Source organism: Rhizobium herbae, from assembly GCF_019511375.1.
Taxonomy (GTDB): domain Bacteria; phylum Pseudomonadota; class Alphaproteobacteria; order Rhizobiales; family Rhizobiaceae; genus Pararhizobium; species Pararhizobium herbae_A.
On the sequence record NZ_JAEUAO010000007.1, the window covers coordinates 150,200 to 177,066 of the forward strand.

26 protein-coding genes and 1 tRNA gene are annotated in these 26,867 nt (G+C 62.1%); 14 read left to right on the forward strand and 13 right to left on the reverse strand.

All coding sequences use genetic code 11. The annotated features are described in order from the left end of the window. Positions 1-819 precede the first annotated feature (819 nt). A complete protein-coding gene (locus JNB71_RS22920; protein ID WP_220374091.1) occupies positions 820-2,955 on the forward strand; it encodes a sodium-translocating pyrophosphatase in 2,136 nt (711 codons plus the stop codon). Positions 2,956-3,065: 110 nt separating this feature from the next. Here JNB71_RS22920 and JNB71_RS22925 read toward each other — a convergent pair whose 3' ends face one another. Continuing rightward, complete coding sequence (locus JNB71_RS22925) at positions 3,066-3,599, reverse strand: outer membrane protein assembly factor BamE (RefSeq protein ID WP_220374092.1); 534 nt, start codon at positions 3,597-3,599, stop codon at positions 3,066-3,068. A gap of 131 nt (positions 3,600-3,730) precedes the next feature. Here JNB71_RS22925 and JNB71_RS22930 point away from each other — a divergent pair, with 131 nt between their 5' ends. The 10 genes from JNB71_RS22930 to JNB71_RS22980 all read left to right on the forward strand — a co-directional run bounded on the left by JNB71_RS22930 (position 3,731) and on the right by JNB71_RS22980 (position 10,452). After that, positions 3,731-4,270: a ubiquinol-cytochrome C chaperone family protein gene (locus JNB71_RS22930; RefSeq protein ID WP_220374093.1), complete on the forward strand. Its 540-nt coding sequence runs from the start codon at positions 3,731-3,733 to the stop codon at positions 4,268-4,270. Positions 4,271-4,347: 77 nt separating this feature from the next. After that, positions 4,348-4,899 (forward strand): YceD family protein, encoded by a 552-nt coding sequence (locus tag JNB71_RS22935; protein ID WP_220374094.1) that lies wholly within the window; start codon positions 4,348-4,350, stop codon positions 4,897-4,899. A 204-nt stretch (positions 4,900-5,103) separates the two neighbouring features. Beyond that, positions 5,104-6,162, forward strand: coding sequence for a phosphate acyltransferase PlsX (gene plsX, locus JNB71_RS22940; RefSeq protein WP_220374095.1), 1,059 nt, complete (start codon positions 5,104-5,106; stop codon positions 6,160-6,162). Positions 6,163-6,167: 5 nt separating this feature from the next. Further along, entirely contained in the window at positions 6,168-7,139 is a 972-nt protein-coding gene (locus tag JNB71_RS22945) for a beta-ketoacyl-ACP synthase III (protein WP_220374096.1), read from the forward strand. Positions 7,140-7,233: 94 nt separating this feature from the next. Then, a complete protein-coding gene (locus tag JNB71_RS22950) occupies positions 7,234-7,572 on the forward strand; it encodes an integration host factor subunit alpha (RefSeq protein WP_112855501.1) in 339 nt (112 codons plus the stop codon). A 251-nt stretch (positions 7,573-7,823) separates the two neighbouring features. After that, complete coding sequence (locus tag JNB71_RS22955) at positions 7,824-8,357, forward strand: MerR family transcriptional regulator (protein WP_220374097.1); 534 nt, start codon at positions 7,824-7,826, stop codon at positions 8,355-8,357. Positions 8,358-8,496: 139 nt separating this feature from the next. After that, positions 8,497-8,742, forward strand: a complete 246-nt coding sequence (locus tag JNB71_RS22960) for a DUF982 domain-containing protein (protein WP_220374098.1) — start codon at positions 8,497-8,499, stop codon at positions 8,740-8,742. Between the two features lie 131 nt (positions 8,743-8,873). After that, positions 8,874-9,224 (forward strand): hypothetical protein, encoded by a 351-nt coding sequence (locus JNB71_RS22965; RefSeq protein WP_220374099.1) that lies wholly within the window; start codon positions 8,874-8,876, stop codon positions 9,222-9,224. Positions 9,225-9,228: 4 nt separating this feature from the next. Then, positions 9,229-9,495 (forward strand): hypothetical protein, encoded by a 267-nt coding sequence (locus tag JNB71_RS22970; RefSeq protein WP_220374100.1) that lies wholly within the window; start codon positions 9,229-9,231, stop codon positions 9,493-9,495. A 198-nt stretch (positions 9,496-9,693) separates the two neighbouring features. Then, the gene (locus tag JNB71_RS22980; protein WP_220374102.1) at positions 9,694-10,452 is read left to right on the forward strand and encodes a DUF2726 domain-containing protein; all 759 of its coding nucleotides are present in this window, start codon (positions 9,694-9,696) and stop codon (positions 10,450-10,452) included. Positions 10,453-10,566: 114 nt separating this feature from the next. Here the strand turns inward: JNB71_RS22980 and JNB71_RS22985 are convergent. Further along, positions 10,567-10,643, reverse strand: a tRNA-Pro gene (locus JNB71_RS22985). Positions 10,644-10,835: 192 nt separating this feature from the next. Between JNB71_RS22985 and JNB71_RS22990 the strand changes: the two genes are divergently transcribed. After that, on the forward strand, positions 10,836-11,510 hold the full coding sequence (locus JNB71_RS22990) for a thermonuclease family protein (protein WP_220374103.1): 675 nt from the start codon (positions 10,836-10,838) through the stop codon (positions 11,508-11,510). Positions 11,511-11,747: 237 nt separating this feature from the next. Here the strand turns inward: JNB71_RS22990 and JNB71_RS22995 are convergent, their stop codons facing one another. The 5 genes from JNB71_RS22995 to JNB71_RS23015 all read right to left on the reverse strand — a co-directional run bounded on the left by JNB71_RS22995 (position 11,748) and on the right by JNB71_RS23015 (position 17,636). Continuing rightward, the gene (locus JNB71_RS22995; RefSeq protein ID WP_220374104.1) at positions 11,748-12,929 is read right to left on the reverse strand and encodes a glycosyltransferase family 4 protein; all 1,182 of its coding nucleotides are present in this window, start codon (positions 12,927-12,929) and stop codon (positions 11,748-11,750) included. A gap of 62 nt (positions 12,930-12,991) precedes the next feature. Further along, complete coding sequence (locus JNB71_RS23000; RefSeq protein WP_220374105.1) at positions 12,992-14,263, reverse strand: O-antigen ligase family protein; 1,272 nt, start codon at positions 14,261-14,263, stop codon at positions 12,992-12,994. Continuing rightward, positions 14,260-15,822 carry an undecaprenyl-phosphate glucose phosphotransferase gene (locus JNB71_RS23005; RefSeq protein WP_220374106.1) on the reverse strand — a complete coding sequence of 521 codons (1,563 nt, stop codon included), beginning with the start codon at positions 15,820-15,822 and terminating at the stop codon, positions 14,260-14,262. The genes JNB71_RS23000 and JNB71_RS23005 overlap by 4 nt, the downstream gene beginning before the upstream one ends. Before the next feature lie 57 nt (positions 15,823-15,879). Further along, the gene (locus JNB71_RS23010) at positions 15,880-17,055 is read right to left on the reverse strand and encodes a glycosyltransferase family 4 protein (protein ID WP_220374107.1); all 1,176 of its coding nucleotides are present in this window, start codon (positions 17,053-17,055) and stop codon (positions 15,880-15,882) included. A 5-nt stretch (positions 17,056-17,060) separates the two neighbouring features. Further along, positions 17,061-17,636, reverse strand: coding sequence for a polysaccharide biosynthesis/export family protein (locus tag JNB71_RS23015; RefSeq protein ID WP_220374108.1), 576 nt, complete (start codon positions 17,634-17,636; stop codon positions 17,061-17,063). A gap of 212 nt (positions 17,637-17,848) precedes the next feature. Between JNB71_RS23015 and JNB71_RS23020 the strand changes: the two genes are divergently transcribed. Beyond that, on the forward strand, positions 17,849-19,984 hold the full coding sequence (locus tag JNB71_RS23020) for a GumC family protein (protein WP_220374109.1): 2,136 nt from the start codon (positions 17,849-17,851) through the stop codon (positions 19,982-19,984). Between the two features lie 11 nt (positions 19,985-19,995). Here the strand turns inward: JNB71_RS23020 and JNB71_RS23025 are convergent, their stop codons facing one another. From JNB71_RS23025 to JNB71_RS23035, 3 genes are all read right to left on the reverse strand, one after another. Continuing rightward, positions 19,996-21,267, reverse strand: coding sequence for a GNAT family N-acetyltransferase (locus JNB71_RS23025; protein ID WP_431029681.1), 1,272 nt, complete (start codon positions 21,265-21,267; stop codon positions 19,996-19,998). Between the two features lie 186 nt (positions 21,268-21,453). After that, positions 21,454-22,197, reverse strand: coding sequence for a metallophosphoesterase family protein (locus tag JNB71_RS23030; protein ID WP_220374110.1), 744 nt, complete (start codon positions 22,195-22,197; stop codon positions 21,454-21,456). Between the two features lie 12 nt (positions 22,198-22,209). Further along, positions 22,210-22,422 (reverse strand): DUF2842 domain-containing protein, encoded by a 213-nt coding sequence (locus tag JNB71_RS23035; RefSeq protein ID WP_220374209.1) that lies wholly within the window; start codon positions 22,420-22,422, stop codon positions 22,210-22,212. A gap of 182 nt (positions 22,423-22,604) precedes the next feature. Between JNB71_RS23035 and JNB71_RS23040 the strand changes: the two genes are divergently transcribed. Then, the gene (locus JNB71_RS23040; RefSeq protein WP_220374111.1) at positions 22,605-23,708 is read left to right on the forward strand and encodes a COX15/CtaA family protein; all 1,104 of its coding nucleotides are present in this window, start codon (positions 22,605-22,607) and stop codon (positions 23,706-23,708) included. Between the two features lie 240 nt (positions 23,709-23,948). Here JNB71_RS23040 and argC read toward each other — a convergent pair whose 3' ends face one another. The 3 genes from argC to JNB71_RS23055 all read right to left on the reverse strand — a co-directional run bounded on the left by argC (position 23,949) and on the right by JNB71_RS23055 (position 26,802). Beyond that, on the reverse strand, positions 23,949-24,881 hold the full coding sequence (argC, locus tag JNB71_RS23045; protein WP_220374112.1) for an N-acetyl-gamma-glutamyl-phosphate reductase: 933 nt from the start codon (positions 24,879-24,881) through the stop codon (positions 23,949-23,951). An 81-nt stretch (positions 24,882-24,962) separates the two neighbouring features. Beyond that, positions 24,963-25,919, reverse strand: coding sequence for an agmatinase (gene speB, locus JNB71_RS23050; RefSeq protein ID WP_220374113.1), 957 nt, complete (start codon positions 25,917-25,919; stop codon positions 24,963-24,965). 91 nt (positions 25,920-26,010) lie between these two features. Continuing rightward, a complete protein-coding gene (locus tag JNB71_RS23055; RefSeq protein ID WP_220374114.1) occupies positions 26,011-26,802 on the reverse strand; it encodes a phenylalanine 4-monooxygenase in 792 nt (263 codons plus the stop codon). Between the last annotated feature and the right edge of the window lie 65 nt (positions 26,803-26,867).

Sequence of the window (26,867 nt, forward strand, 5' to 3'; positions counted from 1 at the left end):
GGCCCGGAGGCGGTCGCAGGAGGTGCCATAGGCGGAGCAATTGCGGGCTCGCCAGGTGGCGTCAAGGGGGCGGTAGGCGGCGCTGTTGGGGGAGCGATTTCTTCGTGCTTATACTCGATTATGTCATGGTGACGGGAACCACAAGATTTGAGTCACCTGCTCAAAGGAGTGGGATTGTCTTGCGGCTACCCCACTCCATTCTCAGGAGTATAGCATGATAAAACTCGCCCTAAGCGCGTCGTTTATTACCCTGGTATTCTTTTTTATATACTATGTATATATGCTTAGGAATCAAATTAAATTACGCGACTTTTTAATAAGCTCGGCACTTTCTATCATTGTTACGATTATACTAACATGGTTCTTTAGCAAATTTTCCGGGTAGTTATCTGTTGAGTGCCGACGGCGTGGGCACCGTTGAATCGTGGAGCGACGTGCAAGTCCAAGACCTGCATATGGCGCTGGCCGGAGCGCTTCGCTGCGGAGGCCTTCGGTTCGGGCAAGGTGCTGACCGCCTAGAGCGCTGCGGTCTGGCCCGTGACGGCTTTCTGCCTTATGCTGATTTCGCTGTTTTTCGCCGAAAAGCGGCGTCCGGCCTGAGATCTGACGCCGAAACTGCTCTCCCGCTCCCGTAAGCTGCCGCCAACATACCGAAAAACGTGGGTTTTTCCCTTTATGGCCGCTTGACGATCCCGATTCGTCACCGCACTCTCTCGCCACGTCTGCTACCGTCGCTTGAAGAGGAGGCACGGTCGGCAGCGCTTTTTGGGGCCTGTGGAACGGAGTGAGCCCGCAGGCTTAAACGGAGGAAAGTGCGAAATGACCATATTACTGGGCGTTATCGCATGCGGGTTGCTTTCGGTGGTTTATGCCATCTGGGCGACGCAGTCGGTGCTATCAGCCGACCAGGGCAATGCCCGCATGCAAGAGATTGCAGGCTTCATACGCGAGGGGGCGCAGGCCTATCTCACCCGTCAATACAAGACCATTGCCCTCGTCGGCGCTGTCGTATTCATCGCGGCCTGGGTTCTTCTCTCCGCCACCGCCGCCATCGGCTTTCTGATTGGCGCTGTCCTGTCCGGCGCTGCCGGCTTCATCGGCATGCATGTCTCGGTCCGGGCCAACGTGCGCACGGCGCAGGCCTCCTCCGTCAGCCTTGCGGCCGGTCTCGGTATCGCCTTCAAGTCCGGTGCCATCACCGGCATGCTGGTCGCCGGCCTGGCGCTGCTCGGCGTGTCGATCTACTACCTCGTGCTGACCGCCGGCCTCGGTTTGCCGGAAGGCTCGCGTGAAGTTATCGACGCGCTGGTATCGCTCGGCTTCGGCGCTTCTCTCATCTCGATCTTCGCCCGTCTCGGCGGCGGCATCTTCACCAAGGGTGCCGATGTCGGCGGCGATCTCGTCGGCAAGGTGGAAGCCGGCATTCCGGAAGACGACCCGCGCAACCCGGCGACGATCGCCGACAACGTCGGCGACAACGTCGGCGATTGCGCCGGCATGGCGGCCGACCTGTTCGAGACCTATGCGGTGTCGATCGTCGCGACCATGGTCCTTGCGTCGATCTTCTTTGCCGGCGCTGCGAACCTTGCGGTTGTCATGGCCTATCCTCTGGCCATCTGCGGCGCCTGCATCATCACCTCGATCATCGGCGCGTTCTTCGTCAAGCTCGGCTCCAACGGCTCGATCATGGGCGCGCTCTACAGGGGCCTCATCGTCACCGGCCTGCTGTCGATCGTCGGCCTTGGCGCGGCAACGTCTCTGACCATCGGCTGGAGCTCGATCGGCGTCATCGACGGCAAGGACATCACCGGTGCCAACCTCTTCATCTGCGGCATTCTTGGCCTCGTCGTTACAGCGCTGATCGTGGTGATCACCGAATATTATACGGGCACCAACAAGCGGCCGGTGAATTCCATCGCCCAGGCCTCCGTCAGCGGCCACGGCACCAACGTCATCCAGGGGCTTGCGGTGTCACTGGAATCCACTGCACTGCCGGCAATCGTCATCGTCGGCGGCATCATCGCCACCTATCAGCTGGCAGGGCTGTTCGGCACCGGTATCGCGGTCACCTCCATGCTCGGCATTGCCGGCATGATCGTGGCGCTCGACGCCTTCGGTCCGGTCACCGACAATGCCGGCGGTATTGCCGAGATGTCGCATCTGCCGCCGGAGGTGCGCAAATCGACCGATGCGCTCGATGCCGTCGGCAATACCACCAAGGCGGTCACCAAGGGTTACGCGATCGGCTCGGCCGGCCTCGGCGCGCTGGTGCTGTTCGCGGCCTATTCGAACGATCTGAAATATTTCGCGGCAAACGGCGACAAGTATCCCTATTTTGCGGATATCGGGGTGATCTCGTTTGATCTCTCCAACCCCTATGTGGTCTCCGGCCTGATCTTCGGCGGGCTCATTCCCTACCTGTTCGGCGGCATTGCCATGACCGCCGTCGGCCGGGCCGCCGGCTCGGTGGTGGAAGAAGTCCGCCGCCAGTTCAAGGCAAAGCCGGGCATCATGGCAGGAACGGACAAGCCGGACTATGGCCGCGCCGTCGATATGCTGACCAAGGCCGCGATCCGCGAAATGATCGTGCCGTCGCTTTTGCCGGTGCTGGCGCCGATCGTCGTCTATTTCGGCGTGCTGGCGCTGTCCGGTTCGAAGGCCTCTGCCTTTGCTGCACTGGGTGCGTCCCTGCTCGGCGTTATCGTCAACGGCCTGTTCGTTGCGATTTCGATGACCTCGGGCGGTGGCGCCTGGGACAATGCCAAGAAGAGCTTCGAGGACGGCTTTGTCGACAAGGACGGCACGAGGCACATGAAGGGCTCGGAAGCCCACAAGGCTTCCGTTACCGGCGATACGGTCGGCGATCCCTACAAGGATACGGCCGGCCCCGCCGTCAACCCGGCGATCAAGATCACCAATATCGTCGCTCTTCTGCTTCTGGCGGTTCTCGCCTGATTGCACCCCACAGGCGTCCGGTTGCGCCTGTGGGGGTCACGCCACAAGCACAAAGCCCGCGGAGGTCTCTTCCGCGGGCTTTTCGTATCGAGGGCAATCTCTTGATGCTGCTACTTTTTGCCGTAGTCGGAACCGTCGGAGAAGATCGACCGGGCCATGGTCTTGCCGATGCCGTTGCCGGAGAGCAACTGGCCGAGGAAGGTCATTTCCTTGCCGCCGGTCGGCGTCGTGCGGGAAATCACGTCAAAGACCTTGCCGTCCTGCATCGTGTAGTGGGCCAGTTGCGAGACGACGCCTTCCTTGTCGAAATAGACGGCAAGGACGCTCTGGTCCACCAGCTTCGGCTTCATGAAGGCAACCGGCCGCTGGCGCTTCTGCGAGATATAGTAGAACACTTCATTGTCGAAGGTCGCGGTGGTCGACGGCGTGCCGAGCGACAGCAGCACCTGTTCACGGCTGGAGCCGACCGGTGCCAGCGCCAGCGTTTCCTCATCGACGACATAACCCTGATTGATGGTCTGGCTGGTGTTCAGCACCTCGGCCGTCTTGCAGCCCGAAAGGGTCGTTGCGCAAATTGCCAATGTAAAAGTCACGTTGCTCAGAAATTTCATGTCTGACTTGAAATACCGTTTCGTCAACGACATCTCCCTCAAGGTAACGCTGGCAGATGCGCCATTGCATTTCGTGCCTGCTTCGGTAAACCAGCTTCAGCGATCATGCAATAACAGGATGCGCGGGCCGGCGCATTTTGAAGCGGTCAAACTTGGGCTTTATGATGATATTCGGACTGTTCGGCAAAAAAAACAGCAATGCGGCCATTGTCGCGCGCCAGTACGATCTTTTGACCGCAGCCGCCCGGCGGCCTTATCTCTATACCGATCTTGGCGTTCCCGACACGGTGATGGGGCGCTTCGAAATGCTGTCGGCAACGCTGATCCTCTATTTTCGCCGCACCCGCAGCTCCGGTCGGGTGGGGCAGGAGATCGCGCAGGAAATCATCGACGCCTTCTTCGAGGATGTCGATCATTCGATACGCGAGCTGGGCGTCGGCGACGTCAGCGTGCCGAAGAAGATGAAGAAGTTCGCCTCGATGTTTTACGGCCGGCTGGAAAGCTATGCGGCGGCGCTGGATCATAAGGATGGCGACGAGCTGGCGGCAGCGCTGAAGCGCAATTTCCACCCGCAGACGGACGACCCGGCCCTCTCCATGGATGGGCTCGCAAGCTATATGTTGCGTGCCGAAGCGCAGCTTGCGGAAGTGGGAGAGGATGTCGTAGAAACCGGCCGGATCGACCTGGCCGATGCGGCCGCCTGAAGCACCGCACCGCGACCCCCGGAGCCGCTACCGGCAGCACCATCTTGGGCGGCGACGCCGCCCGAAAGGACTTGACGATGAACCACGACGAGAAACCCGCGTTTTCCTTTCCGGTCAAGGTTGGCCATATCTCCGCCAATGCCGTGACGGTTCATCTTGAGGCCAATGAGGCCGAACGCAAGGCGCTGCGCGATCTGTGGGGTGTGTCGGACGTGCTGTCGCTCTCCTCCGATCTGCAGATCGCCCGCTGGAAGAAGGACGGCGTCAAGATCAAGGGCAGGGTCAAGGCGAAGATCGTCCAGGCCTGCGTGGTGACGCTGGAGCCGGTGGAAGCGGAACTCGACGAGCCGGTCGAAGCGATCTTCGTGCCGGAGGGCTCGCGGCTGGCGCGGATCGCCGCCAATGATACGGGCGAGATGATTCTCGATCCGGACGGCCCCGATCTTCCCGACATGTTCAGCGGCGACACCATCGATGTGGGCGTCACCGTCGCGGAACACGCGGCGCTGGCAATCGACCCCTATCCTCGCAAGCAGGGGGCGAGCTTCGGTGAGCGGATCGAAAGCAGCGAGAAGGATGATGTCCGTCCCAATCCTTTCGCGGTGCTCAAGGATTGGAAAAAGGACTGAGTCTGGAAAGGCTCGCGACACAAATCGGTTGTCACACCAGCGAAAAACGGTATTTTGGCCGAAATCCAGCCCGTTGGGCCGTTTGCCCCGCAAGCAGGGGCCGTTGCGTCTCAAACGTCATGAAAACACGTGTGTCTCCATCGCTCACGCTGATTGCGCCGGGACGAAACATGCGGTGTGGCAGGAATAAAGGATAAGGCACGCGTGGTCAGAATTTCTGTTGATGTGATGGGCGGCGACTTCGGTCCGCAGGTCGTCATCCCGGGTGCCGCAAGGGCGCTCGAACGGCATCCCGATATCCGTTTCGTCCTGTATGGCCTCGAGGATCAGTGCGCGCCGCTCCTGGAAAAATATCCCAGGCTGAAGGCGAACAGCACCTTTCACCCTTCCGAGCTGGCGATTGCCATGGACGAGAAGCCGAGCCAGGCGCTCAGGCGCGGCCGCGGCAAGGCGAGCATGTGGCAGGCGATCGACGCCGTCAACAGGGGCGACGCGGACGTGGTCGTCTCGGCCGGCAATACCGGCGCGCTGATGGCGATGTCGGTGTTCTGCCTGCGCACCATGTCCGGCATCCAGCGCCCGGCGATCGCGGCGATCTGGCCGACGCTGAAGGGCGAGAGCATCGTGCTCGACGTCGGCGCAACGATCGGCGCGGACGCACAGCAACTGATGGATTTCGCCCTGATGGGCGGCGCCATGGCGCGCGCCCTGTTCGAGATCGAGCGCCCGACGCTCGGTCTGCTCAATGTCGGCGTCGAGGAGATCAAGGGCCAGGAAGAGGTCAAGGAGGCCGGTCGGCTGATCCGCGAAGCGGCTCCCGACAGCATCGACTATCTCGGCTTCGTCGAGGGCGATGACATTGGCCGCGGCACGGTCGACGTCGTGGTGACGGAGGGCTTTGCCGGTAATATCGCGCTGAAGGCATCCGAGGGCACCGCCCGGCAGATCGCCGAATATCTGCGCGCGGCGATGTCGCGCACTCTACTTGCCAAAATAGGCTATATTCTCGCCAAGGGCGCCTTCGACCGCCTGCGTGAGAAGATGGACCCGCGCAAGGTCAATGGTGGCGTCTTCCTCGGCCTTAATGGTGTCGTGATCAAGAGCCATGGAGGAACCGACGCGGAAGGTTTCGCAGCGGCGATCGACGTCGGCTACGATATGGTCCGCAACGGCCTGAAGGCCAAGATCGAAAACGATTTGCAAAAATACCATGCCTCGCGTCCCGCCGAAGGTGCGGCGAGCGGCATGGCCGACGAGGTTTGAAGAGTATGATCCGTTCTGTGGTTCGCGGTTTTGGGGCATCGCTTCCCAAACGGGTGATGACCAATAGCGAAATGGAAGCGAAGGTCGACACGTCCGACGAATGGATCGTGCAGCGCACCGGCATCCGCCAGCGCCATATCGCCGGCGAGGGCGAAACGACCGCTTCGCTCGGCGAGGCGGCAGCGCGCGCCGCCCTCGACAAGTCCGGCCTGACGGCCGCCGACCTCGATGTGATCATCGTTGCGACCTCGACGCCGGACAACACATTTCCGGCAACGGCCGTCAACATCCAGAATCGCCTCGGCATGCATCATGGCGCGGCTTTCGACGTGCAGGCGGTCTGTTCCGGCTTCATCTACGCCGTCGCGACGGCCGACGCCTATATCCGCGGCGGGCTTGCCCGGCGCGTGCTGGTGATTGGCGCGGAGACGTTTTCGCGCATTCTCGACTGGAACGACCGGACGACCTGCGTCCTGTTCGGCGATGGCGCCGGCGCCATCGTTCTGGAAGCGCAGGAAGGCGAGGGAACGACCGCCGATCGCGGCGTCCTGACCGCGCAGCTGCGCTCGGATGGCGCACACAAGGAAAAACTCTATGTCGACGGTGGCCCATCGACGACGGGCACGGTCGGCCACCTGCGCATGGAGGGCCGCGAGGTCTTCAAGCATGCGGTCGGCATGATCACCGACGTCATCGAAGCGGCGTTCGAGGCGACCGGCACGACGGCCGAGGATCTCGATTGGCTGGTGCCGCACCAGGCCAATCGCCGCATCATCGACGGATCCGCCAGGAAGCTCGGCATCCCGCTCGACAAGGTTGTGGTTACAGTGGACCTCCACGGGAACACTTCGGCCGCCTCCATTCCGCTTGCACTCAACGTCGCGGCGTCCGACGGCCGTATCAAACAGGGCGATCTCGTCCTGCTCGAGGCCATGGGCGGTGGCTTCACATGGGGTTCCATCCTGCTGCGCTGGTAAAGAAAAGACAATATAACGCAGAGGCTTGACCGGAATGGACAAGGGCAATACTCTTCCGGGCTAATCGATATTTCAAGAAAATCGGTGGGGGACGATGAGCGGAAAAACGGTGACACGAGCAGACTTGGCCGAATCGGTTTTTCGCAAGGTCGGTCTTTCCCGAACGGAATCGGCCGAACTGGTCGAGACCGTGATCGATGAGATTTGCAACGCCATCGTCCGTGGCGAAAGCGTCAAGCTCTCCTCCTTCGCAACGTTCCAGGTACGCGACAAGAACGAGCGCATCGGCCGCAATCCGAAAACCGGCGAGGAAGTGCCGATTTCGCCCCGCCGCGTCATGACCTTCAAGGCCTCCAACGTGCTGAAGCAGCGCGTTCTCAAGGCGCATCTGGCCCGCAAGGCCAAGCTGAAACCGCAATCGCCGGCTTCGTAATTGCTCACTTATCATTAAAGTGGTTGAAAACGCGTCCATAAGCCGTTGAAATACGCATGATTCGTGTAATCATTCGTATTGCTGCCAGGGACGACGCAGGACGACGGTCGCGCCCGATCCGTCTACAGCCCCGCGCGTCTGTTCAGGCGCGTAAAGGACGCTGTAGAACTTTCAGATTGCCGCATAATGTCATTCCTGGAGCAATTCCGGTTTGAGCAATTGTGCAGCAGCCGTGTTCGATGGGGGAAGACATGGACAAGAGCCCGGACGCGTTCCGCACCATCAGTGAAGTGGCCGACGATCTCGACCTGCCGCAGCACGTGCTGCGGTTCTGGGAGACGCGCTTTGCGCAGATCAAGCCGATGAAACGCGGCGGCGGGCGGCGTTATTACCGGCCGGAAGACGTCGATCTCTTGAAGGGCATCCGCCATCTGCTCTATGATCACGGCTATACGATCAAGGGCGTTCAGAAGCTTCTGAAGATGAACGGCAACAAGTTCGTTGCCGCAATTGCCAGCGGCGATCTCGCCACCGTCGAGGCGCTGGCCGCGGCCAATATCGAGGAGCCGGCGCAGCCGAAGCTCGGCAACCCGGACGAGGACCAGATCGTCGGTCGCGCCAAGGCGCCGGCGAGCCGCCGGTTCTTCTCTTTCGTCGGCGGCAATGACGAGGCGCCGGAAATCTCGGTCGGCAAGACCTCGGTCGGCAAGGAGGATCGCGCCCTGCTGCAGGAAGCGCTCTACGACCTCCTGGAATGCAAGCGGCTGCTCGACCAGGTGCGCTGAGGCAGACCAGGCAGCTGGTTTCGCGGAGGGCGCTCCGTAGCGATGCGGCCCTGCGTTCTCCGTTGCTCTGCATTCCGCTCGTGCCGTCAGAGACGTACACTGTGAATCTCCATCAATTTTGACGAGCAAGGCGCAACGCATGGAAAGGCCCTGGACGAAAAGCGTGACGCTCGCCCTTGAGGGGCCGGGCAAATATGTGACGATCTCCAACGTCACCGAGGCATCCTGGGCGATGATCGAGGACTGGCCGCTCGACGATGCACCCGTCTTGAACCGCGCGCTCGACATCTGTGCTGCCGCCGTCGAGGGCAAGCGGCCGGCGGAAGATGCGCGCAAGGCGTTTATCGAGGCCGCCGCCGAGGCCGACATCCATGTTCGAGAGTGAGCGTTTCCTATCCTTTCCCGATGTGTCACATTGTTTTTCGCAACCTGTTTTATTGAAACGACAGACAGACCCTTGGGCTTGAGCGCCGGCATCTCCATATCTGCGTCTTCAAGGATGAAGAAACGAGCGACATGACCAAATCCCTGCAGGCGAAGTTCCATGCCGAGATGCTCGCCCTCTACGACCATTGCGCCCGCCTTGGCTTCCGCCCCGTTCTGTTTCGCCGCCTCGTCATCCTGAACGGCGGCGTCGAAGCGGCGAAGGAACTGGTGTTCAAGCCGGGCACGACCGGCCTCGAGCGCCTGATGGACGCCGGCAAGGCCGCACTGTCGATGGAGGCGGCGATGGTGCGGGCGGATTATCGCTCGCTGTTTACGCCGCTCGAAATCAAGGAAGCCGCCAGGCGCCTCGAGGGGACCGCTAGCCGCGAACGCTCCCGAGGCCGGCTCACCGCCACCGTCACCAACCCGAAACAGGCATAGTCAAATGGCAAAAAAGCAGAAGCTCGAGCATTCGGATTTCGCCGGCGAATTCACCGATGACGGCGTCACCGTGCTCGTCGACATCTTCCGCAATGCCGGAAGCAACGACGGCTGGACGATGGAGGTGATCGACCAGGACGAGGGCCTGACCGTCTGGGAAGAGCCTTTCCCCACCGACAAGGAAGCCTTCGAGGAATTCCTCGCCACCGTCGAGCGCGACGGCATCCGGTCGTTTCTGGAGGACCCGGAACCGGAGGCGTCGGTGCATTGATGGCGGCTGGTGGGGCGGGTGGAGTTGAGACTACGATCGGCTCTCAAGGTGCCTACCGGATGCGTGGGTAGCACGTTCGCTTCGGCGGGACGTGCTGATGCCGGAGGCGCGCAATAAGCACCGGGCTAACTCTTTTGTGTAGCTTTTCGCCAACGTGCTCAGCGTTTACGATCTGGGCGCGAAACGGCGGAGAGGGGCATGGACTATCGTCAGAGCAACCGTAGTCTGCGAAAGAGGCCGCTGTTTTTCGCCGCATCATCTGGCCTGGCTATCGGTGCGTTCGCGCTGGATGCTGCCGGCGCCATGACGGCAAGCGACCATCTTGCCGTTGCATTGACCGAAAATCCTTACCTTCTTGTCGCCGTTCTGTTTGCCGGCGCCTTCGCCGGTATGACCATCGAGCAATTCCTGTCCCGAATGCGAAGGCAGGCATGGCGGGAAAAGAACCGCCCCCGCTGGGGGAAAAAGAGTGGGGCGAGCATCGCCACTGGGCCTTGGCCTCCGATGGAGCCTTCAAAAAAAACCGATGCTGCTGACCAGTTGCGGATCGTTATGGGTGCGACCTTCGCAATTCAGCCGCTTCTCAACAAGAGCGAAGCGCGCGTATTCAAGGAACTCGACCGCATCCTCATTCGCCGCAACCCGGCATGGCAGGTGATGGCGCAAGTATCGTTGGGCGAGATCATCCGCAGCAAGGATGCGGTCGCGCACAGTTGCATCAACTCGAAGCGGGTCGACCTGCTGTTGGTGGATGGCGACTGCCAGCCCCGATGCGCGATCGAATATCAAGGCGGGGCCCATCACCAGGGCGCCGCAGCCGCGCGCGATGCCATCAAGAAAGAGGCGCTGCGACGCGCTGGGATCGGCTATTACGAGGTCGTGGCAGGCCAAACTACGCCGTCGGAACTTAGGCGATTGGTAGAGAAGCTGGTAGACAAGCCGGCAGCACCCGAATAGCGGCCGCGGCCCTTGCGGCTTTCAGTCCAAGCGCAAGCCGCTCCCAATTTTCCGAATTTCCCGCTGTCGCGATATTCCGGCTTCTAAAAGACTAAGGACTTCAAAGGAGGAAAATGGTCGGAGCGGCGGGATTCGAACCCACGACCCCTTGACCCCCAGTCAAGTGCGCTACCGGGCTGCGCTACGCTCCGAACCGAAAAGAGCCGTATATAATCGGGACTTCTGGCGCAAGCCCTGATTTTGGAAAAGGCTTGGAAATCGATGAGAAAAAAGCGCGGGCGTCTGGTGCTGCATCCCAGCCATGGCGTCAAATTTTTCGATCCTTAAAGTTTTCAGCAACCCGTTGCCCCGATAATGCCGGCTGTTAATCGGGGAGCCGGGTGATGGCGAAGACAGCGAGTAGAAAAGGCCACAAGCGGCGGGCGGGCCGGAAGCAGGCGAAGGGCGGCATGTGGCCCTGGTATCTGGCCGGTGTCCTGTCGGTGAGCGCTGCGGTCGCCTATGATCACCGGGCAGAGATCGTGCCGATGGCAGCACCCTTCTATACGGCGTCGATCGCCAAGCCGCGACCGGTCGAGAAGCGGGCCGAAAAGCAGCCGGACAAGGCAAGGCCGGCTCTGGCAATGCCAAGACCCGGAGCGCGGCCGGTCGAGCAGGCGGCCCTTGAACCGCCGGCGCGGATCACGGGTGTGGGAAATTCCCGCAACGGCAAGCCGGGCACCTATTATTTCTGCACGGTGACGCTCGAAAACTGCGTCATCGACGGCGGTACGTTCTGGTACGGGCGCCAGAAGGTCCAGATCGCGGATATCGAGGTGCCGCGCATCAAACAGGCCAAATGCGACAACGAGCGCAAGTTCGGCTCGCTGGCAAAGCGGCGGCTGTGGGAAATCCTCAATGCCGGCGAGGTCCGTCTCGCCGGGGCCGGCGGCAAGGCCGGCGTCCAAAATGCCCGGGTGACGGTGGGCGAGGGGCGGTCGATCGGCGACATGCTGGTGGCCGAGGGCCTTGCCCGGCATGGGGCGGACGGCAAGCGCGGCTGGTGCGCAGAGGGCTAGCACCAAAGATTGATGATGACCGATGCGACCGGTTTAACTTCCGGCCGGCAGAAAACCGCAGTCGGATAGAAGTCCGGCGAGGATTTTTGACGACGCCCGGAAGCCACAAGCGACGGGCCTCCGGGTGGCGCGGAAATCGGCCACGGGAGGGCGTCGAAATCCTCGACCGATGCTCAGGCATCGCTCCGTGGTTTCTTCTACCCGGACGCCCGTTTCCGTGCCGTCGCACGGTCATTGTCAGCGATCTTTGGTGTAAGCCCCTGCGGCAAGCTGGCGGTAGACGGTTTCGGTCTTGTCGATCATCCTCTCCAGCGAAAAATCCGACATTCTCGCCTCAGCCGCGGCGACCAAGGCTTTGTAGCGGGCAGGATCGGCGCTGTCGACCATGGCGTTTGCCAGCTTGCTCGTGTCGCCGTCATTGGCAACGATCAGGCCGCTTCTGTCCCTGTCGATTGCCGTCGATGCGCCGCCGACATCCGTCGAGACGATCGGTTTTCCGGCGGCGGCTGCTTCCAGCATGACATAGGACATCGCCTCGTAGCGGCTCGGCATGACGAGGACGTCGAAGGCGGGGATGGCCTGGGAACCGCTGAAGGCCGAGGTCAGGCGGATGCGGTTTTGCAGGCCGCTCCCGGCGATGGCCTTGCGCACGTCGCGCTCGCCTTCGCCCGCGCCGACCATGATCAACTGCGCATTGGGCAGGCGGGCGGCGGCGCTGCAGAAGGCTTCGATCAGCCGTTCGGGCGCCTTTTGATGCGACAGGCGGCCGACGAAGCCGAACACGAAGGTCTCGGCCGGGATGCCGAAGGAGGCGCGCACCGTCCTTGCCATGTCGAGCGGCAGCGGCGCGACGCCGTTGACGATGACCGATAGCCTGTCTTGAGGGATTCCAAGCGACCGCGCATGGGCATATTCGTCATCGGACACGCAGATGAGATGGTCGGTGAAGAGGCTCGCCAGGATCAGTTCGATGGCGCCGTAGATCAGGCGTCCGGCCTTGCCGAGCGACGGGTCCATGGTGCGGAAGGCATGCGGCGTGTAGACGCGCGGGATGTGGCGGCCGGTGAGGTGAGGGCGCGACAGCGCGCCGGCCTTCGAGCTGTGGCCATGGATAATGTCGAACGGACTGCCCTCCGCGATGATGTCGCGCAGCGCCCAAAAGGCGGCAATGTCCGACCAGCCCGGCGCGCGTTTCATCGCAACGGTGTGGACTGCCGGCAGATCGAGCGATTTCAGTTCGCGAACAAAGGCCGCCTCCGCCCGAACCGGCGAGTAGACGGCCTCCACGTGATGGCCACGCCGTTTAAGCCCGCGGCAAAGATCGAGGAAATGGCGTCCGGAGCCGCCGCCGCTCGGCTCGAGTACCTGGAGGATACGAAGGCTGCCGCCACTTTCGGCGATGGGAGGGTCGATGCTCATTCTGACAATCCGCCGCCGGCCCCGATGTGGAGCCGATCCGCACCCTGTGTACAATGTTGATGTTAACGCTGCGTTGGCGCGCTCAGACGCCGATGCGTCAAGGGACCTGCGGCGTTGCGCCGGTGGCGGTATTCCAGGGCGCCACAGCCCCAGATGATGCCGAGCAGCAGGTAAAAGTGCCGCCAGTGGTCGGTGTCGATAACATTGCCGATGGCGGCGTGGCCGATCAGGACGATCCAGGCGATCATCAGGTAGGGTTGCCACGGCCGGTTAAGCAGCAGGAAGCGAAAGCCCATGGTGACCGTCCAGATGATCAGCGTGACATAGCAGACGAAGCCGAGCCAGCCATAGGAGGTGAGGCACTTCAGCCAGATATTGTGTTCGTCCTCGGGAAAGATGTTGCTGAACACCATCGGGCCGATGCCGAGCGGCTTTTCCATCGACATCAGGAAGCCGATCTTGTGGCGGTCGAAACGGCCAAGATGGCCGCCGTCATAATCCTGCACGAGTTGCGTGCGGTTGGAGAACAGATCGGCGACCTGCGGGATCTGCAGTGCGACGACCAGTGCCGCGATCATCAGGAGCGCGCCGCCGAGCGCCAGCACGAGGATCTTCAGCCGGAACGCGCCCGTGCGTTCCTTGAGCAGCATGACCAGAACGAGGGCGCAGGCGCAGAAGAGATAGAGCGCCCAGGCGGCGCGCGAGAAGGAGAGGAACAGGCCGAGTGCCATGATCAGGATCGCGACCGCCCTCAGCGCCGCGGTGGTGATCCGTTCGGTGAGCAGCCGGTACATGAGATAGAGCGACGGGGCGACGAGGAACGGTCCGAAGACGTTGGGATCCTGGAAGGCACCCTTGGCGCGATCGTAGAGCGTAAAATTCTCAGCCCCGGGTATGGCGCCGAAATAGCCGAGAATGCCGAGCAGCGAGGTCAGCACACCGGCGGCGACCCAGGCGTCGAAGATCAGCTTCAGGCGTTCATGGCGGGCTTCGATGATGGCCGCGTAAAAGACGGCCGTGAGAGCGAGGAAGCCGGAGACGGCCATGTACATCGGCGCCGTCGCAAGATCGCGCATGACGGTCAAGGACAGAAGGCCGCCGGTGATGAACAGGATGAACAGCGCAAGCAGCGGCGCGATGGCGCGCGAGATTTTCAGCCCGAAGAGGAACCACAGGCCGATCAGCGCCGCCATGAAGACTTCGTAAGGAGCAGGTTCGGCAATGACGAAACCCGAGAGGAAAACGCCGAAGGTCACCATGCCCGAGCCGAGGATCGCCACGGCGGCAAGCTGCGGACGAAAAACCGCGGCAGACGTGGCGCCAAGCGTGCTCAATAGGCATTTTCCGTGTTGAGAAGCCGGATCGGCGTCAGGAACAGGATCTTCAGGTCGAACCACAGCGACCAGTTTTCGATGTAGTAGAGATCGAAGGCGGTGCGGAACTTGATCTTCTCGTCATTGTCGATCTCGCCGCGCCAGCCGTTGATCTGCGCCCAGCCGGTGACGCCCGGCTTGACGCGGTGGCGGGCGAAATAACCCTCGACGACGTCCGAATAGGTGCGGTCGGCAGTCTGGGCGAGCACCGCGTGGGGTCTCGGGCCAACGAGCGAGAGCTGGCCCTTCAGCACGTTGAAGATCTGCGGCAGTTCGTCGATGGAGGATTTGCGCAGGAACCGCCCGACCGGAGTAACGCGCGGGTCGCCCTTGGTGACCGCATTGCGCGCCGTGGGATCGCTCATGTGGGTGTACATGGAGCGGAACTTGTAGACCTCGATCGTCTCGTTGTTGAAGCCGTGGCGCTTCTGCCTGAAAATGATCGGGCCGGGTGAACTCACCTTCACCGCAATCGCCGCTCCGATGAACACCGGCCAGAGGAGGGCCAGCGCGAGAAGGCTGAAGAAAACGTCGAAGACGCGCTTGGCGACCGAATCCCAGTCGGCGATCGGCTTGTCGAAGATGTCGAGCATCGGCACCTGGCCGACATGCGAATAGCTGCGCGGACGGAAGCGGAGATTGTTGGCATGGGCGGCAAGACGAATATCCACCGGCAGGATCCACAGCTTCTTCAACAGTTCCAGGATGCGGTCTTCGGCCGTCAGCGGCAGCGCGATGATCAGCATGTCGATGCGGGTGAGACGGGCGAAGTCCACCAGTTCGGTGACGGTGCCGAGCTTCGGATAGCCGGCGACGATCACCGGCGAGCGGCGCTCGTCGCGGTCGTCGAAGATGCCGCAGATGCGGATGTCGTTGTCGGACTGATGTTCCAGCGTCCGGATCAGGTCCTTGGCCGGCTGGCCGCCGCCGACGATGACCGCGCGGCGCTCCATCGTGCCGTTGCGTGCCCAGTGGCGGATCGAATAGGCGATGAAGGTACGTTCGGCGACGAGGAAGACGGCGCCGAAGACATACCAGCCGCCGAAGGAGAGCCGCGAGAAGGTTCCGCCGATCTTGAGAAGGAACAGTGCCAGCGCCATGGCGGCGAAGGCCAGCGTCCAGCATCCGATCAGCCGCGGCAGAGCGCGCGCGGCGGAGCGCAGCAACGGCACCTGGTAGCCGTCGCACAATTGCAGGAAGCCGACGGTCAGGGCCGAACCGCCGGCAATCAGGCCGCAATAGCCGAGCAGCTCGTCAAGCCTCGGCGCGATATAGAATGCGTGAACGGCATAGCCGATGGCAAACAGCGCCGTGAACTCGAACAGCCGCATCAGACCGATGATCATGTTCGGAGAATAGGTGTCGGTGCGGAACTGTTCTGCGATGCGGCGGGCCAGCGGGTTGAGTTCGCGGCTCGCTTCGCTCTCCCTTCTTTCGTGGGGCGCGATGGTGCGGATTTCCGAAATCTTCTTTCGCAGCGCTTCGGTATCGAAGGTTTCCTGTTTGTCGATCTGGTTCATGATATCCGCTCGGCCGTTCAGATGCGTCCGGCATAGCAGAAAGCCCCTAAGAAACGCTTACGGGCGGTTGTGCGGCCGATCCTGCCGCGCGGCCGATTCCGGGACAAGCTGGCGATAGAGCCGCATGATGCTGCCCGCCATGGTCGACGTCGAGAAGGCTGCCTTGAAGGCGCCCGCATCCGGCATCACCTTGGCCGCCCAATCCTGCTCGGTCATTGCGGCGGTCATGACATCGGCGAGCGACTGTGCGTCGCTCGGCACAGCAAGAGCCGAGCTTTCCGAACCCAGTACCTCAGGAATGCCGCCGACCCTGGCGGCGATCACCGGCTTGCGCGCAGCCAGCGCCTCAAGAACGATATAGGGCATGGATTCAGCCCGCGAGGGCACGACGACATTGCGCGTCAAGGCAAATGCGTCGCGCGCTTTCATCGCCGGCAGCATCTCGATACGGCGGCCAAGACCGCGCTCCAGCATCATCTGCTCGTATTCGCCCTTTTGCGGTCCGTCGCCGATCATCATGGCCGACAGCGGCTTGCCGATGATGCGCTCGGCGCGCGCGAAAGCATCGACGAAGAGGTCGGGTCCCTTCAGGTCGCGCAGCATGCCGATATAGAGGAAATCGACGGCGTCGGGCCGGGCAAGGACGGTTTCGAAATCACGATCGTCGATGCCGTTGTAGATCAGTTCGCTGCGGGTGCGCGGCTTGCCGACTTTTTTTTCATAGGTCGTGCGCTCGAAATCGCACACGAAGACGATCGCGTCCGTGAGAAACTCCTGAAGACGCTCGAGAACAAACACGACCTTGCCGGAAAGCGCGCGGCTGTCGTAGTGCAAGCTTCCGCCATGCGGCGAATAAAGGCGGGCAACGCAATACCTGTTCACCCGCAAGGCTGAGCCGATGATCCGGGCCAGGGCGCCGCCTTTGGCGCCATGACCGTGCAGGATATCCGGCCGCAAACTTCTGATTTCCTTGTAGCTGCTCCAGAGTGCCGCCAGATCCGTCGGGCCGATGGACCGGGGGATCGGCAGGCGGACGAGACCGAGCGTGAGAAATGGCCTTATCTCGTCGAAAAGAGCGTCTTCGTAGCTGCCTCCCGTGGTGCTGTCACAGATGATGCCGATTTCGTGACCCTGTGCGGCATGTGCCTCGGCCAGATCGCGGACGTGGCGGAAGATTCCGCCGATCGGCGATCTGAAGCAATGAATGATGCGTAGCGGGCGGGAATCCGACATGGCTGTCAGAACAGCCGCTCGCGCACATAGATGGTGTCGCCGGCCATGATCGGATCGGAAATCGAAACCCGGCCGGTGAGGATACGTCCGTTGATCTTGCGGGTCACGTCGACATTCGCCTGGTTGGCGCGCGGCGAGTAGCCGCCCGCAACCGCAATGGCGTTCTGCACCGTCATGCCCGGAACATAGGAATATTGCCCGGCCTGGCCGACTTCGCCCATGATGAAGACGGAGCGGTAGCGATCCACCTCGATCGTCACGTCCGGATCGCGCAGATAGCCCTCGCGCAGCTTGCCGGCGATCATCTTCTCCATCTCGGGCAGGGTATGGCCGCGCGACGGCACGGCGCCGATCAGCGGGAAGGCGACATAGCCCGCTTGGTCGACCGTATAGGTGCCGGTCAGGCCAGCCTGTTCGAAGACGCTGATCCGCAGCCGGTCGCCGCTGTCGACGCGGTACGGCTGGATCGTCGCTTCATGAAACGCCTTGGGCGCCGGCTGATAGCTGCTGCAACCGGATACGGCGAGGCACAGAGAAAGGCCCATTAGGGAAAGGCCTGTTTTCATTCGTGCGGACGTCATTGGGCTCTCACGCTCCGGAAACCATGTCATGGGCGATGTTATCAATCCGTTAGGGTTAATAGCCGGTAAAGGCGCGGCAGTTTTTCGTCATTGCGGCGCGTTCTCCCTGCATTCAGCGGTTGTCCCGTCGAGAGCGCCTTGCTGCCATTAACCCTTGCGTTACCATGTTTGTTTACGTTGCGCCGAGTTGTGCAGGTTCGAGGTAAAAGCGCATGTCGGGCGTCAACGGCAGACATCAGGATGTGGACATCGATCTCGGTGGGCTGCTCCGTGCCATCTGGCGGCGCCGGGGCAGGGTGCTCGCGGCGACCGTTGTCTTTTCCGGACTTGCATTCACCGGCGCGAGCCTGATGTCTCCCGACTATCAGAGCGAGGCGCGGTTGCTGATCGAATCACGCCAGCCGGAATTCAGTGGCGCCAACAACCAGGGGCCGCCCCAAACAACCGACAGCCTGTTCGATGAATCCGGCATTTCCAGCCAGGTGCAGGTGCTGCGTTCAATCGATCTGATCAAGCAGGTCGCCCGCGAAATGAAGCTGTACGAGCTGCCGGAATTCGACCCGACGGCGAATCCTTCGGCTGCTTCCGATATTCTGGTGATGCTCGGCATCAAAAAGAACCCACTCGACCTGCCGCCTGAAGAGCGCGTGCTGAAGGAGTTTCAGGAAAAGCTGCAGGTCTACCAGGTCGAAAAATCGCGGGTGATCGCGATCCAGTTCACCTCAAAGGATCCGCGCCTGGCGGCCGCCATCCCGAATGAGATGGCCAAGGTCTTCCTGTCGTTGCAGAGCGGTGCAAAGCTCGATTCCAACACTGAGGCCAGCCGCTGGCTGGAGCCCGAGATCGCCAACCTGCGCGAAAAGGTTCGCGACGCCGAGGCCAGGGTTGCCGACTACCGGGCCTCATCCGACCTGCTGCTCACCGGTGAAGCCGGTGGCACGTTCGCCACCAAGCAGCTGAACGATATTTCCACCGAGCTTGCCCGCGTGCGCGGCGAACGCGCCAATGCCGAGGCGCGCGCCGAAAACGTGCGCGCAGCGCTTGCGAGCGGCCGCGCCGTCGATACGCTCAATGACGTCGTCGCCTCGCCGATGATCCAGCGGCTCAAGGAAACCGAATCCAACGTCCAGGGCCAGATTGCCGATCTCTCCACGACCCTGCTTGACGGACATCCGCGGCTGAAGGGGCTGAAGTCACAGCTCCAGGGCATTCGTGGCCAGATACTCAGCGAAACGAAGAAGATTCTGGGCAGCCTCGAAAACGAGGCGAACGTATCGCGGTTGCGCGAGCGCCAGCTTGTGGCTCAGCTCAATACGCTGAAGGCGACGTCGGCCAAGGCAGGCGAGGACGAGGTGGGCCTGCGGGCGCTGGAGCGCGAAGCGACAGCGCAGCGGCAGTTGCTCGAGACCTACCTCGCGCGCTACCGCGAGGCGACATCGCGCAGCGGCGAGAATGCGACACCCGCCGACGCCCGCATCATTTCCCAGGCGGTCGAGCCGACGGAGCGGCATTTCCCGAAGGTCCTGCCGATCACGATCGTCGCGGCTTTCGCCAGTTTGCTCGTCAGTTGCATGGTCATCATGCTCCTAGAACTGTTCAGCGGCCGCGCCTTGCGGCCGATCGGAGAAAATGGCGAGCCGCTTGTCGACGGCAAGCGCCAGGCCCGGGCAGCACCGGCGAGCGGGATAGCCGCGACGGGCGGCACACCGATCGTCCCGGATGAGGAAGCGGCGGAGGCGGCGGACGATAGCGACGACGATTTCTCGGTCGAGTCGGTCGCCGCCCACCTCTGCAACGAGGATATTCGCGTTGCAATCTCAGTATCACCGGGGGGCGATGCAGGTTCGACCAATGCTGTCATGCTCGCCCGCCTGCTCGCCGAGGAGGGGCGCAAGATCGTGCTGATCGATCTGACCGGCACGGCCTGCCCGACCGGCCTGATGGCGCAATCCGCCGATCTCCCGGGCATTACCAATCTTTTGGCGGGCGAGGTGCCGTTCACCGAGACGATCCATGCCGATCGCCTGTCGGACGCGCATGTCATCCCGCAGGGCGATGCGGACCCGGTTCTTGCAATGCGCGGCATCGAGCGGCTGCAGATGATCATCGACGCTCTGTCGAATGCCTATGACACGGTCCTTGTGGAGTGCGGCCCGGCCGACGTCCGTGGCGTCCGCAAGGTGGCGAGGTCCAGGGATACGAACATCATCATCTCGGCGCCGGCAGTCGCCAGTGAGGACATTATCGACCTGATCACCGGTTTCGGTGCGGAAGGGTTCGGCGAGATCGTGCTGATGACGGGAACCGGCCACCCGCAGTCAGGCAAACCTGGCCGCCGCGCCGCCTGAGCGCCGCCGCTTCAATCGTCATCGACAGCGCCGGTCAACGCGCCGCCGGTTATTTGCCGGCGTTGGCGCAGGCGCTGCAGGAAGGCGTATGCCCGCTTGTTCTTCTTGATCTCGGCCTTGAGCCGCACGGACAGTTGATGGACCCATGCAGCCAGGCGGCCATTGAGGGTCAGTGGCAGGACGATGTCGCGCTGCACCGTTTCGACCGTGCACCAGGAGCGCTTATAGGCCTGATCGCCGATGCCGAAATCGAAAAGGGAGACCCCTTCGGCGTTGAACTTGCGGATCATCAGGTAGAACAGCAGTTCGCCCGGGCTGGCGTCGGCGGCAATATCGTCGTCGATCGAACCGAATTGGCAGATGACGTGATCGCCCTTGCGCGACAGGCCGGCGATCGCGACGATGCGGCCCTCGTGCTTGCCCCGCAGCCGGATGGCGTGCAGTTCGAGGGGCTGCCCGTCGCCGGTTGGTCCGACAGCCGCGAGTGCGTGGAAGAAAGCCTGCGTCTCGCAGTCCTGAAACACATTCGGCAGACCGAGCGCCTTGAAGCGGACGGCCTTTTGCTCGAAGAACAGATCCAGCATATGCCGCCGCTCGTCCGGTGTTGTAGCCACAACGTGTTCGTAACCGCCAAGCGCTTCGAGCCGCTTTTCCGAAACCCGAAATTTCTTGCGCCGCCGCTTGGCATTGACCTGGGCGAGCGTCGCTTCAAAACTGTCGAGAAGCGGTAGCTGGAACGAGGAATTCTGATTGCGCACGGCGGGAAGCGAGGCGAGCGGGTGGGTGACGCCGCGCCAATCGAACGGCAGCTTTTCCAGCGTGACGATATCGGCGACACGCGACAGTTTCGTTGCAAGATCCGCAATCAATGTGCGGGCAAGCTGTTCGCGGGTGAGTGGATCGAAATCGGCAGCAAAGAGGCCGGTATTGATGTTGCTGTGCGGCGAACCGATGAAGCGGGCCGTACGGAAGAACCGGCCGCGGACCAGTTCCAGCGGCAGGATAAAGACGGTCTTGCGATCGATGGTGCCGCGCACCAGCAGCAGTTGGCTGGCGTGGGTAGCTGCCCATGCCGCGCACCAGTCGAAGCTTTGATGCAAAGAGGTCGAAGATGATGCCTCAAGTGCTCGCCAATCGGCTTCAAGCGCCTGCATGCTGACGTGAACCGACAGCCTGAGGTCGCGCGTGAGGACGACATCCCGGACGGCCTCGCGACGGGCATGCCAGACGCGGCTGCGAGCCTCGTTAACGGGCATCATGTTGAAGTCCACGTCCGTCATGATCGCTTGCTGTTCCCGAAAATGGATGACGCCCTTCTTACGCAACCATGCCGTTATTTTCATTTAAATTGGACGCGACGCGCTCGATCTGGCGGGGATTTTGTCAAATGCGGTTACCGAATGGCTAAAGCGGCCCCGGGCATCGGATCGGCGATCACCGGCGCCGAGATGGTGGCGCGGCAGCGCGCTTTAGCCGTCGAACCAGCCGCTGGCGAGCGCACCTGCCCAATCCTTGCGACCGCGCTGACGCGCAAGGTGCGACATGATCATGTGATCATAGGGTACGCGGCGGAAGGTGACGTCCCAGCGCTCTTGCGTCTTGGAAATGATGGCATAGGCCGCATCGGGCGATCCGGTTTCCACCTTGTGGAACACCGGCTCGTCATCGTCATAGCCGGGGCAGCCGACGCTGCCGGGATTGACGATCAGCCGGCCGTCGGCAAGCCGGACAGAGCGCGGAACGTGGGTATGGCCACAGAGCATGACCGGAAAGTCGATGCCGGCGGCGAAACCTTCGATCCGCCGGCGGCTCGACATATGCACCACGCCCTCTGCCGTCAGATCCTCCAGCCAGTAGGTGAGATCGTCCTGCGGCGTGCCGTGGCAGAGGAATATCTCCTGCCGGTGAACGAGCGTGGGCGGCAGGGTGCTGAGCCAGTCGAGATGGTGCGGCTGCAACTCGTCAAAGGCGGTGCGGTCCGAGAGGCCCATATCAGCCGGCGCCCGGGAAACCAGCCAGCGATCGTGATTGCCTCGGATCGACGGGAAATTGCGCGCGATCAGGATATCGGCCGTGCGCGCCGCATTGAGCGGACCGCTGAAGTGGTCGCCGAGATTGACCACATCGTCGATACCCTGAGCAGCGATGTCGGCGAGCACGGCTTCGAGTGCGAGATCATTGCCGTGGATATCGGCAATCACGGCGATTTTCATGCGGTCCCCCGGTCAGCGCGGATTGGCAGGCTTTTCCATCCACTTGATGACCAGCATGGCGGGCAGCACCCACAACAGGCCGGTGAAGAAGAAATAGGCGAGGTGAACCCACCAGGGGGCAGCGCCGAGCAGCAGCGAGGCAAAGGTGGTGGCCGCCAGCGCATAGACGACGACGAGAATGATGATGATGATCGTGCCGATCAGTTTTCTGAGGCGTACGGGCATTGAGGTCTTTCGGGTTGGCAGGTCCTTGCTGCGTATCGGTGTCGGGCCGCGACGGCATGCCGCAAAGGGATAAGTCTTGTTTTGCATGCTGCTCTCGTGCAAATCAACGGCTTTGAAGCGCAGCCCTTGAGACAAATTGCCTTATTACGGGCACGGGCCATGCAATTTAACTGGAGTGCCTGATGGCGAGCACGGATTTGGCAACGGAACAGCGTCTTCGGAGCGAGCTCGATACGGTCAGCCGCAATCGCGCACAGATCAGGATCTGGCTCGGTTTCGTCGTGCTGGCATTGTTTGCGCTTGTGCTTGTCGGCGGCGCGACGCGGCTGACCGAATCCGGCCTTTCGATCACGCAATGGAAGCCGATCCACGGGGTCATTCCGCCGCTCACCGAGGCCGAATGGCAGGAAGAGTTCGCGCTCTACCAGCAGATCCCGCAATATGCGCAGCTCAACAGCGACATGACCGTCGAAGGGTTCAAGACGATCTTCTGGTGGGAATGGGCGCATCGACTGCTGGCACGCTCCATCGGCCTGATTTTCGCCCTGCCGCTCGCCTTCTTCTGGATCAGGGGTCAGATCGAGCCGCGTCTGAAATTGCCGCTGATCGGCATTCTGGCGCTCGGTGGCTTTCAGGGTTTCATCGGCTGGTGGATGGTCTCCTCCGGTCTTGCCGACCGCACCGAGGTCAGCCAATACCGGCTTGCAACCCATCTCGTCATCGCCTGCCTGATCTTCATCTCCTGCCTCTGGATCGGCCGCGGGCTTGCACCGCATACGGACGATCCGGCGCCGACGAGAAGCTCGAAGAAGATGGCTGCCATCATCGCCTGCATGGCGCTGTTCCAGATCTACCTCGGTGCGCTGGTCGCGGGGCTCGATGCGGGGCTCAGCTACAACACCTGGCCGCTGATGGATGGCTCGCTCGTGCCGGGTGACCTGTTTGTCCAGCAGCCGGCCTGGCTCAATCTGTTCGAGAACCCGAAGACGGTGCAGTTCGTCCACCGTATCGGCGCCTATGTGCTGTTCGCTTTCGTGCTGATGCACATGATCGCCTCGCTGCGCAGCGCGCCGGACACGACCCATGCGCGGCGTTCGGTGCTGCTGTTCGTCCTGGTGACGATCCAGGCGATCATCGGCATCACCACGCTGATCCTGCAGGTGCCGGTCGGCTGGGGCGTTGCGCATCAGGGCGGGGCGCTGATCGTGCTCGGTTTTTCGATTGCCCACTGGCGCGCCTTCGTCGGGGAATATCCGCGGCCGCTGGCGATCGAAGTGCGGGGCTGACCAGCGCGGGCGTCCATCAGCATCGGGGAAGCGAGCGAGAGCCAAGGGCAGCCACAGTACACGATGGAATCGGGAATACCCCCTCTGTCACTTCGTGACATCTCCTCCTCAAGGGGGGAGATCGAGAGCAAGAGGCCAGCGCCATGCCAATCTCCCCCCTTGAGGGGGAGATGCCCGGCAGGGCAGAGGGGGTGAGAGGGCCACCGTCGTGTCGTGTGCGTGGCTCCGCAGCCAGCCGGTTCAGGCCGACAGCATCAGGTCCATATTCTGCACGGCCGCCCCCGACGCACCCTTGCCGAGATTGTCGAGCAGGGCGACGAGATTGACCTGCTCGCCGCCGCTCGTTCCGAACACGTAGAGTTTCATCGTGTCCTTGCCGGCAAGTTCGACGGCATCGACGCGGGGCATTTTCGCGCTCTCTTCAAGCGGCACGACCTCGACGATCGACTGTCCGGCATAGTGTGCCACGAGAGCAGCATGGATGCTTTCGAGCGTTGCGCCGTCCGCAAGCTGGTCGAGGAACAGCGGCACCTGAACGATCATGCCCTGCGGGAAGCGGCCGACCGACGGGGAGAAGATCGGGGCGCGGCCGAGCAGGCCATGCGTCTTCATTTCAGGCACGTGCTTATGCTTGAGCGTCAGGCCGTAGAGGAAGTTCGGTGAGGCGATGTGATCCGGATTGGCCGGGTCTTCCATCTGCGCGATCATCTGCTTGCCGCCGCCGGTGTAGCCGGAGACGGCGTTGACCGTGACCGGATAGTTTTCCGGCAGGATGCCCGCCCGCCGCAGCGGCCGGATGAGAGCGATCGCGCCGGTCGGATAGCAGCCCGGGTTGGCGACAAGCCGGGCGTCGCGGATCTTGCCGGCTTGGCCGTGGTCCATTTCGGCGAAGCCATAGGCCCAGTCCGGTGCAATGCGGTGCGCCGTCGAAGTGTCGATGATGCGCACCTTGTTGTTGCCTTCGAGCATGGCGACGGCCTGTTTCGAGGCGTCGTCGGGCAGGCAGAGGATGGCGACGTCGGCGCTGTTCAGAAGATCTTCGCGAATGGCGGCGTTGCGGCGTTCGGCTTCCGGAATGGACAGCAGTTCGACATCCGAACGGCCCGCCATGCGACTGCGGATCTGCAGCCCCGTGGTGCCGTGTTCGCCATCGATGAAGATCTTCGGTTTCATGGTTTTATCCTGTCCTGCCAATCGATTAGCCATTCTTGCGGAATCACTTTGGCATGAAATTGAATCAGTTTGACAACAACGTCAGCCACGCCGCTCCGCCAGCTGTTCGGCATGAAGGCCGAGCATATACATTGCGATTGTGGAGGCCGCAATGGCGGTGATGTCGGCATGGTCGTAGGCTGGCGCCACCTCGACCACGTCGGCGCCCCTGATGACGAGCGCGCCGAGCTTGCGGATCACCGACAGGATCTTGGCGCTCGAAGGTCCCCCCGAAACGGGGGTGCCGGTGCCGGGCGCATAGGCAGGGTCGAGGCAGTCGATATCGAAGGTGAGATAGGCGGGCCGGTCGCCGACGTGACGGAGAACGATATCGGCGATCTCGGCCGCGCTCATCTCCTCTATGTCGTAGCCGTAGAGAATACGGATGCCGCAATCGTCGGGCGCGTGGGTGCGGATTCCGAGCTGGATGGAACTTGCCGGGTCGATCAGCCCTTCGCGCGCGGCGCGGCCGACGAAGGAGCCGTGGTCGATGCGGCCTTTCTCGTCGGCCCACGTGTCCTGATGCGCATCGAACTGGACAAGGGCGAGGGGACCGTGGACAGCCGCATGGGCTCTGAGAAGCGGCAGCGTCACGAAGTGGTCGCCGCCAAGCGTCAGCAGGAAAGCGCCGCTCTTCAGGATCCTCGCCGCCTCGCGTTCGATGGTGGCGGGCGTCTTGGCGTGGTTGCCGTAGTCGAGCAGGCAATCGCCGTAATCGATGGTCGCCATGTCGGCGAACAGGTCGCGCTCGAAGGGATACTGCGGATCGTTGTCGAAGATGGCCGACGCCCGGCGGATGGCCTGCGGCCCGAAGCGCGCGCCGGGCCGGTTGGACGTTGCCGCATCGAAGGGAATGCCCCAGACGACCGCATCGACGCCCTTCAGGCTCTTGGTGTATTTCCGCCGCATGAAGGAGAGGATGCCTGCATGGGTCGGGTCGCTCGCCGCGCTCTGCAGCGAGGTGGCGGTGATCGCGTGGTCTATCGTCTTGTTGGCCATTGTCGTCCCGTCTGTTGCGTGGCCAGACGTTGGACAATCGCCCGAAGGAAGGCAAGACCCCGATTATTGCTGCCGACGGAAAAGCCAGCGCTCAGGAGGCCTTGGCCTCGAAGGTCGGGGCGAAATCACCCAGCGATTTCGCCTTCTCGATCATGCCGCCGATATCTTGATCGATGATCGCCTCGAGATCGGCAAAGCTGTCGATGACATAGTAGATCGGTTGGACGATATCGATGCGGTAAGGCGTTCTGAGCACGCTCAACAGGTCGAATGGCCGGAATTCGCACGCAGTGCCGGCCATCGCGGCTTTCGCCTCGCTTGGTGAAGAGACGATCCCGGCGCCGTAGCAGCGGCGGCCTTCCGGCGTGTTGATCAGGCCGAATTCGACGGTGAACCAGAAGATGCGGAACAGGTGCCACGAATAGCCCTTGCCGAGGTGCACGGCAGTTTCGCCGAAACGGCGGACGAAATTGGCGTAGCTCTGGTTGGTCAGAAGCGGGCAATGGCCGAACACCTCGTGGAAGAGGTCGGGCTCCTCGATGTAGTCGATATGCTCGCGGCGGCGCAGGAAGGTGGCGAGCGGGAACTTGCCCTGGGACAGGAGTTCATAGAACTGCGATGGCGGAATGAGGGCGGGGACACCTTCGACGCCGAAGCCGGTGGTCTCGTTCAGTCGCCGGTTGACGTCGAGCAGTTGCGGAACCTTGTCCGGCCTGAGGCCAAGCGTCTTGACGCCGTCCAGATATTCGCGGCAGGCCATGTTTGCCAGCAGTTTCATCTGGCGCTCGTAGAGTTCGCCCCAGATCGCATCTTCCTCGGGCGTGTAGTCGTACAAACCATCCGGGCCGGGCAGTTTGGCAGTGTAGGTGCTTTCCTTCGTCATGCTCTGATCCTCCGTCATTCCGGCACGTGGCTGGGCGGGTACCTTAAGAGTAATTATGCTCCCGA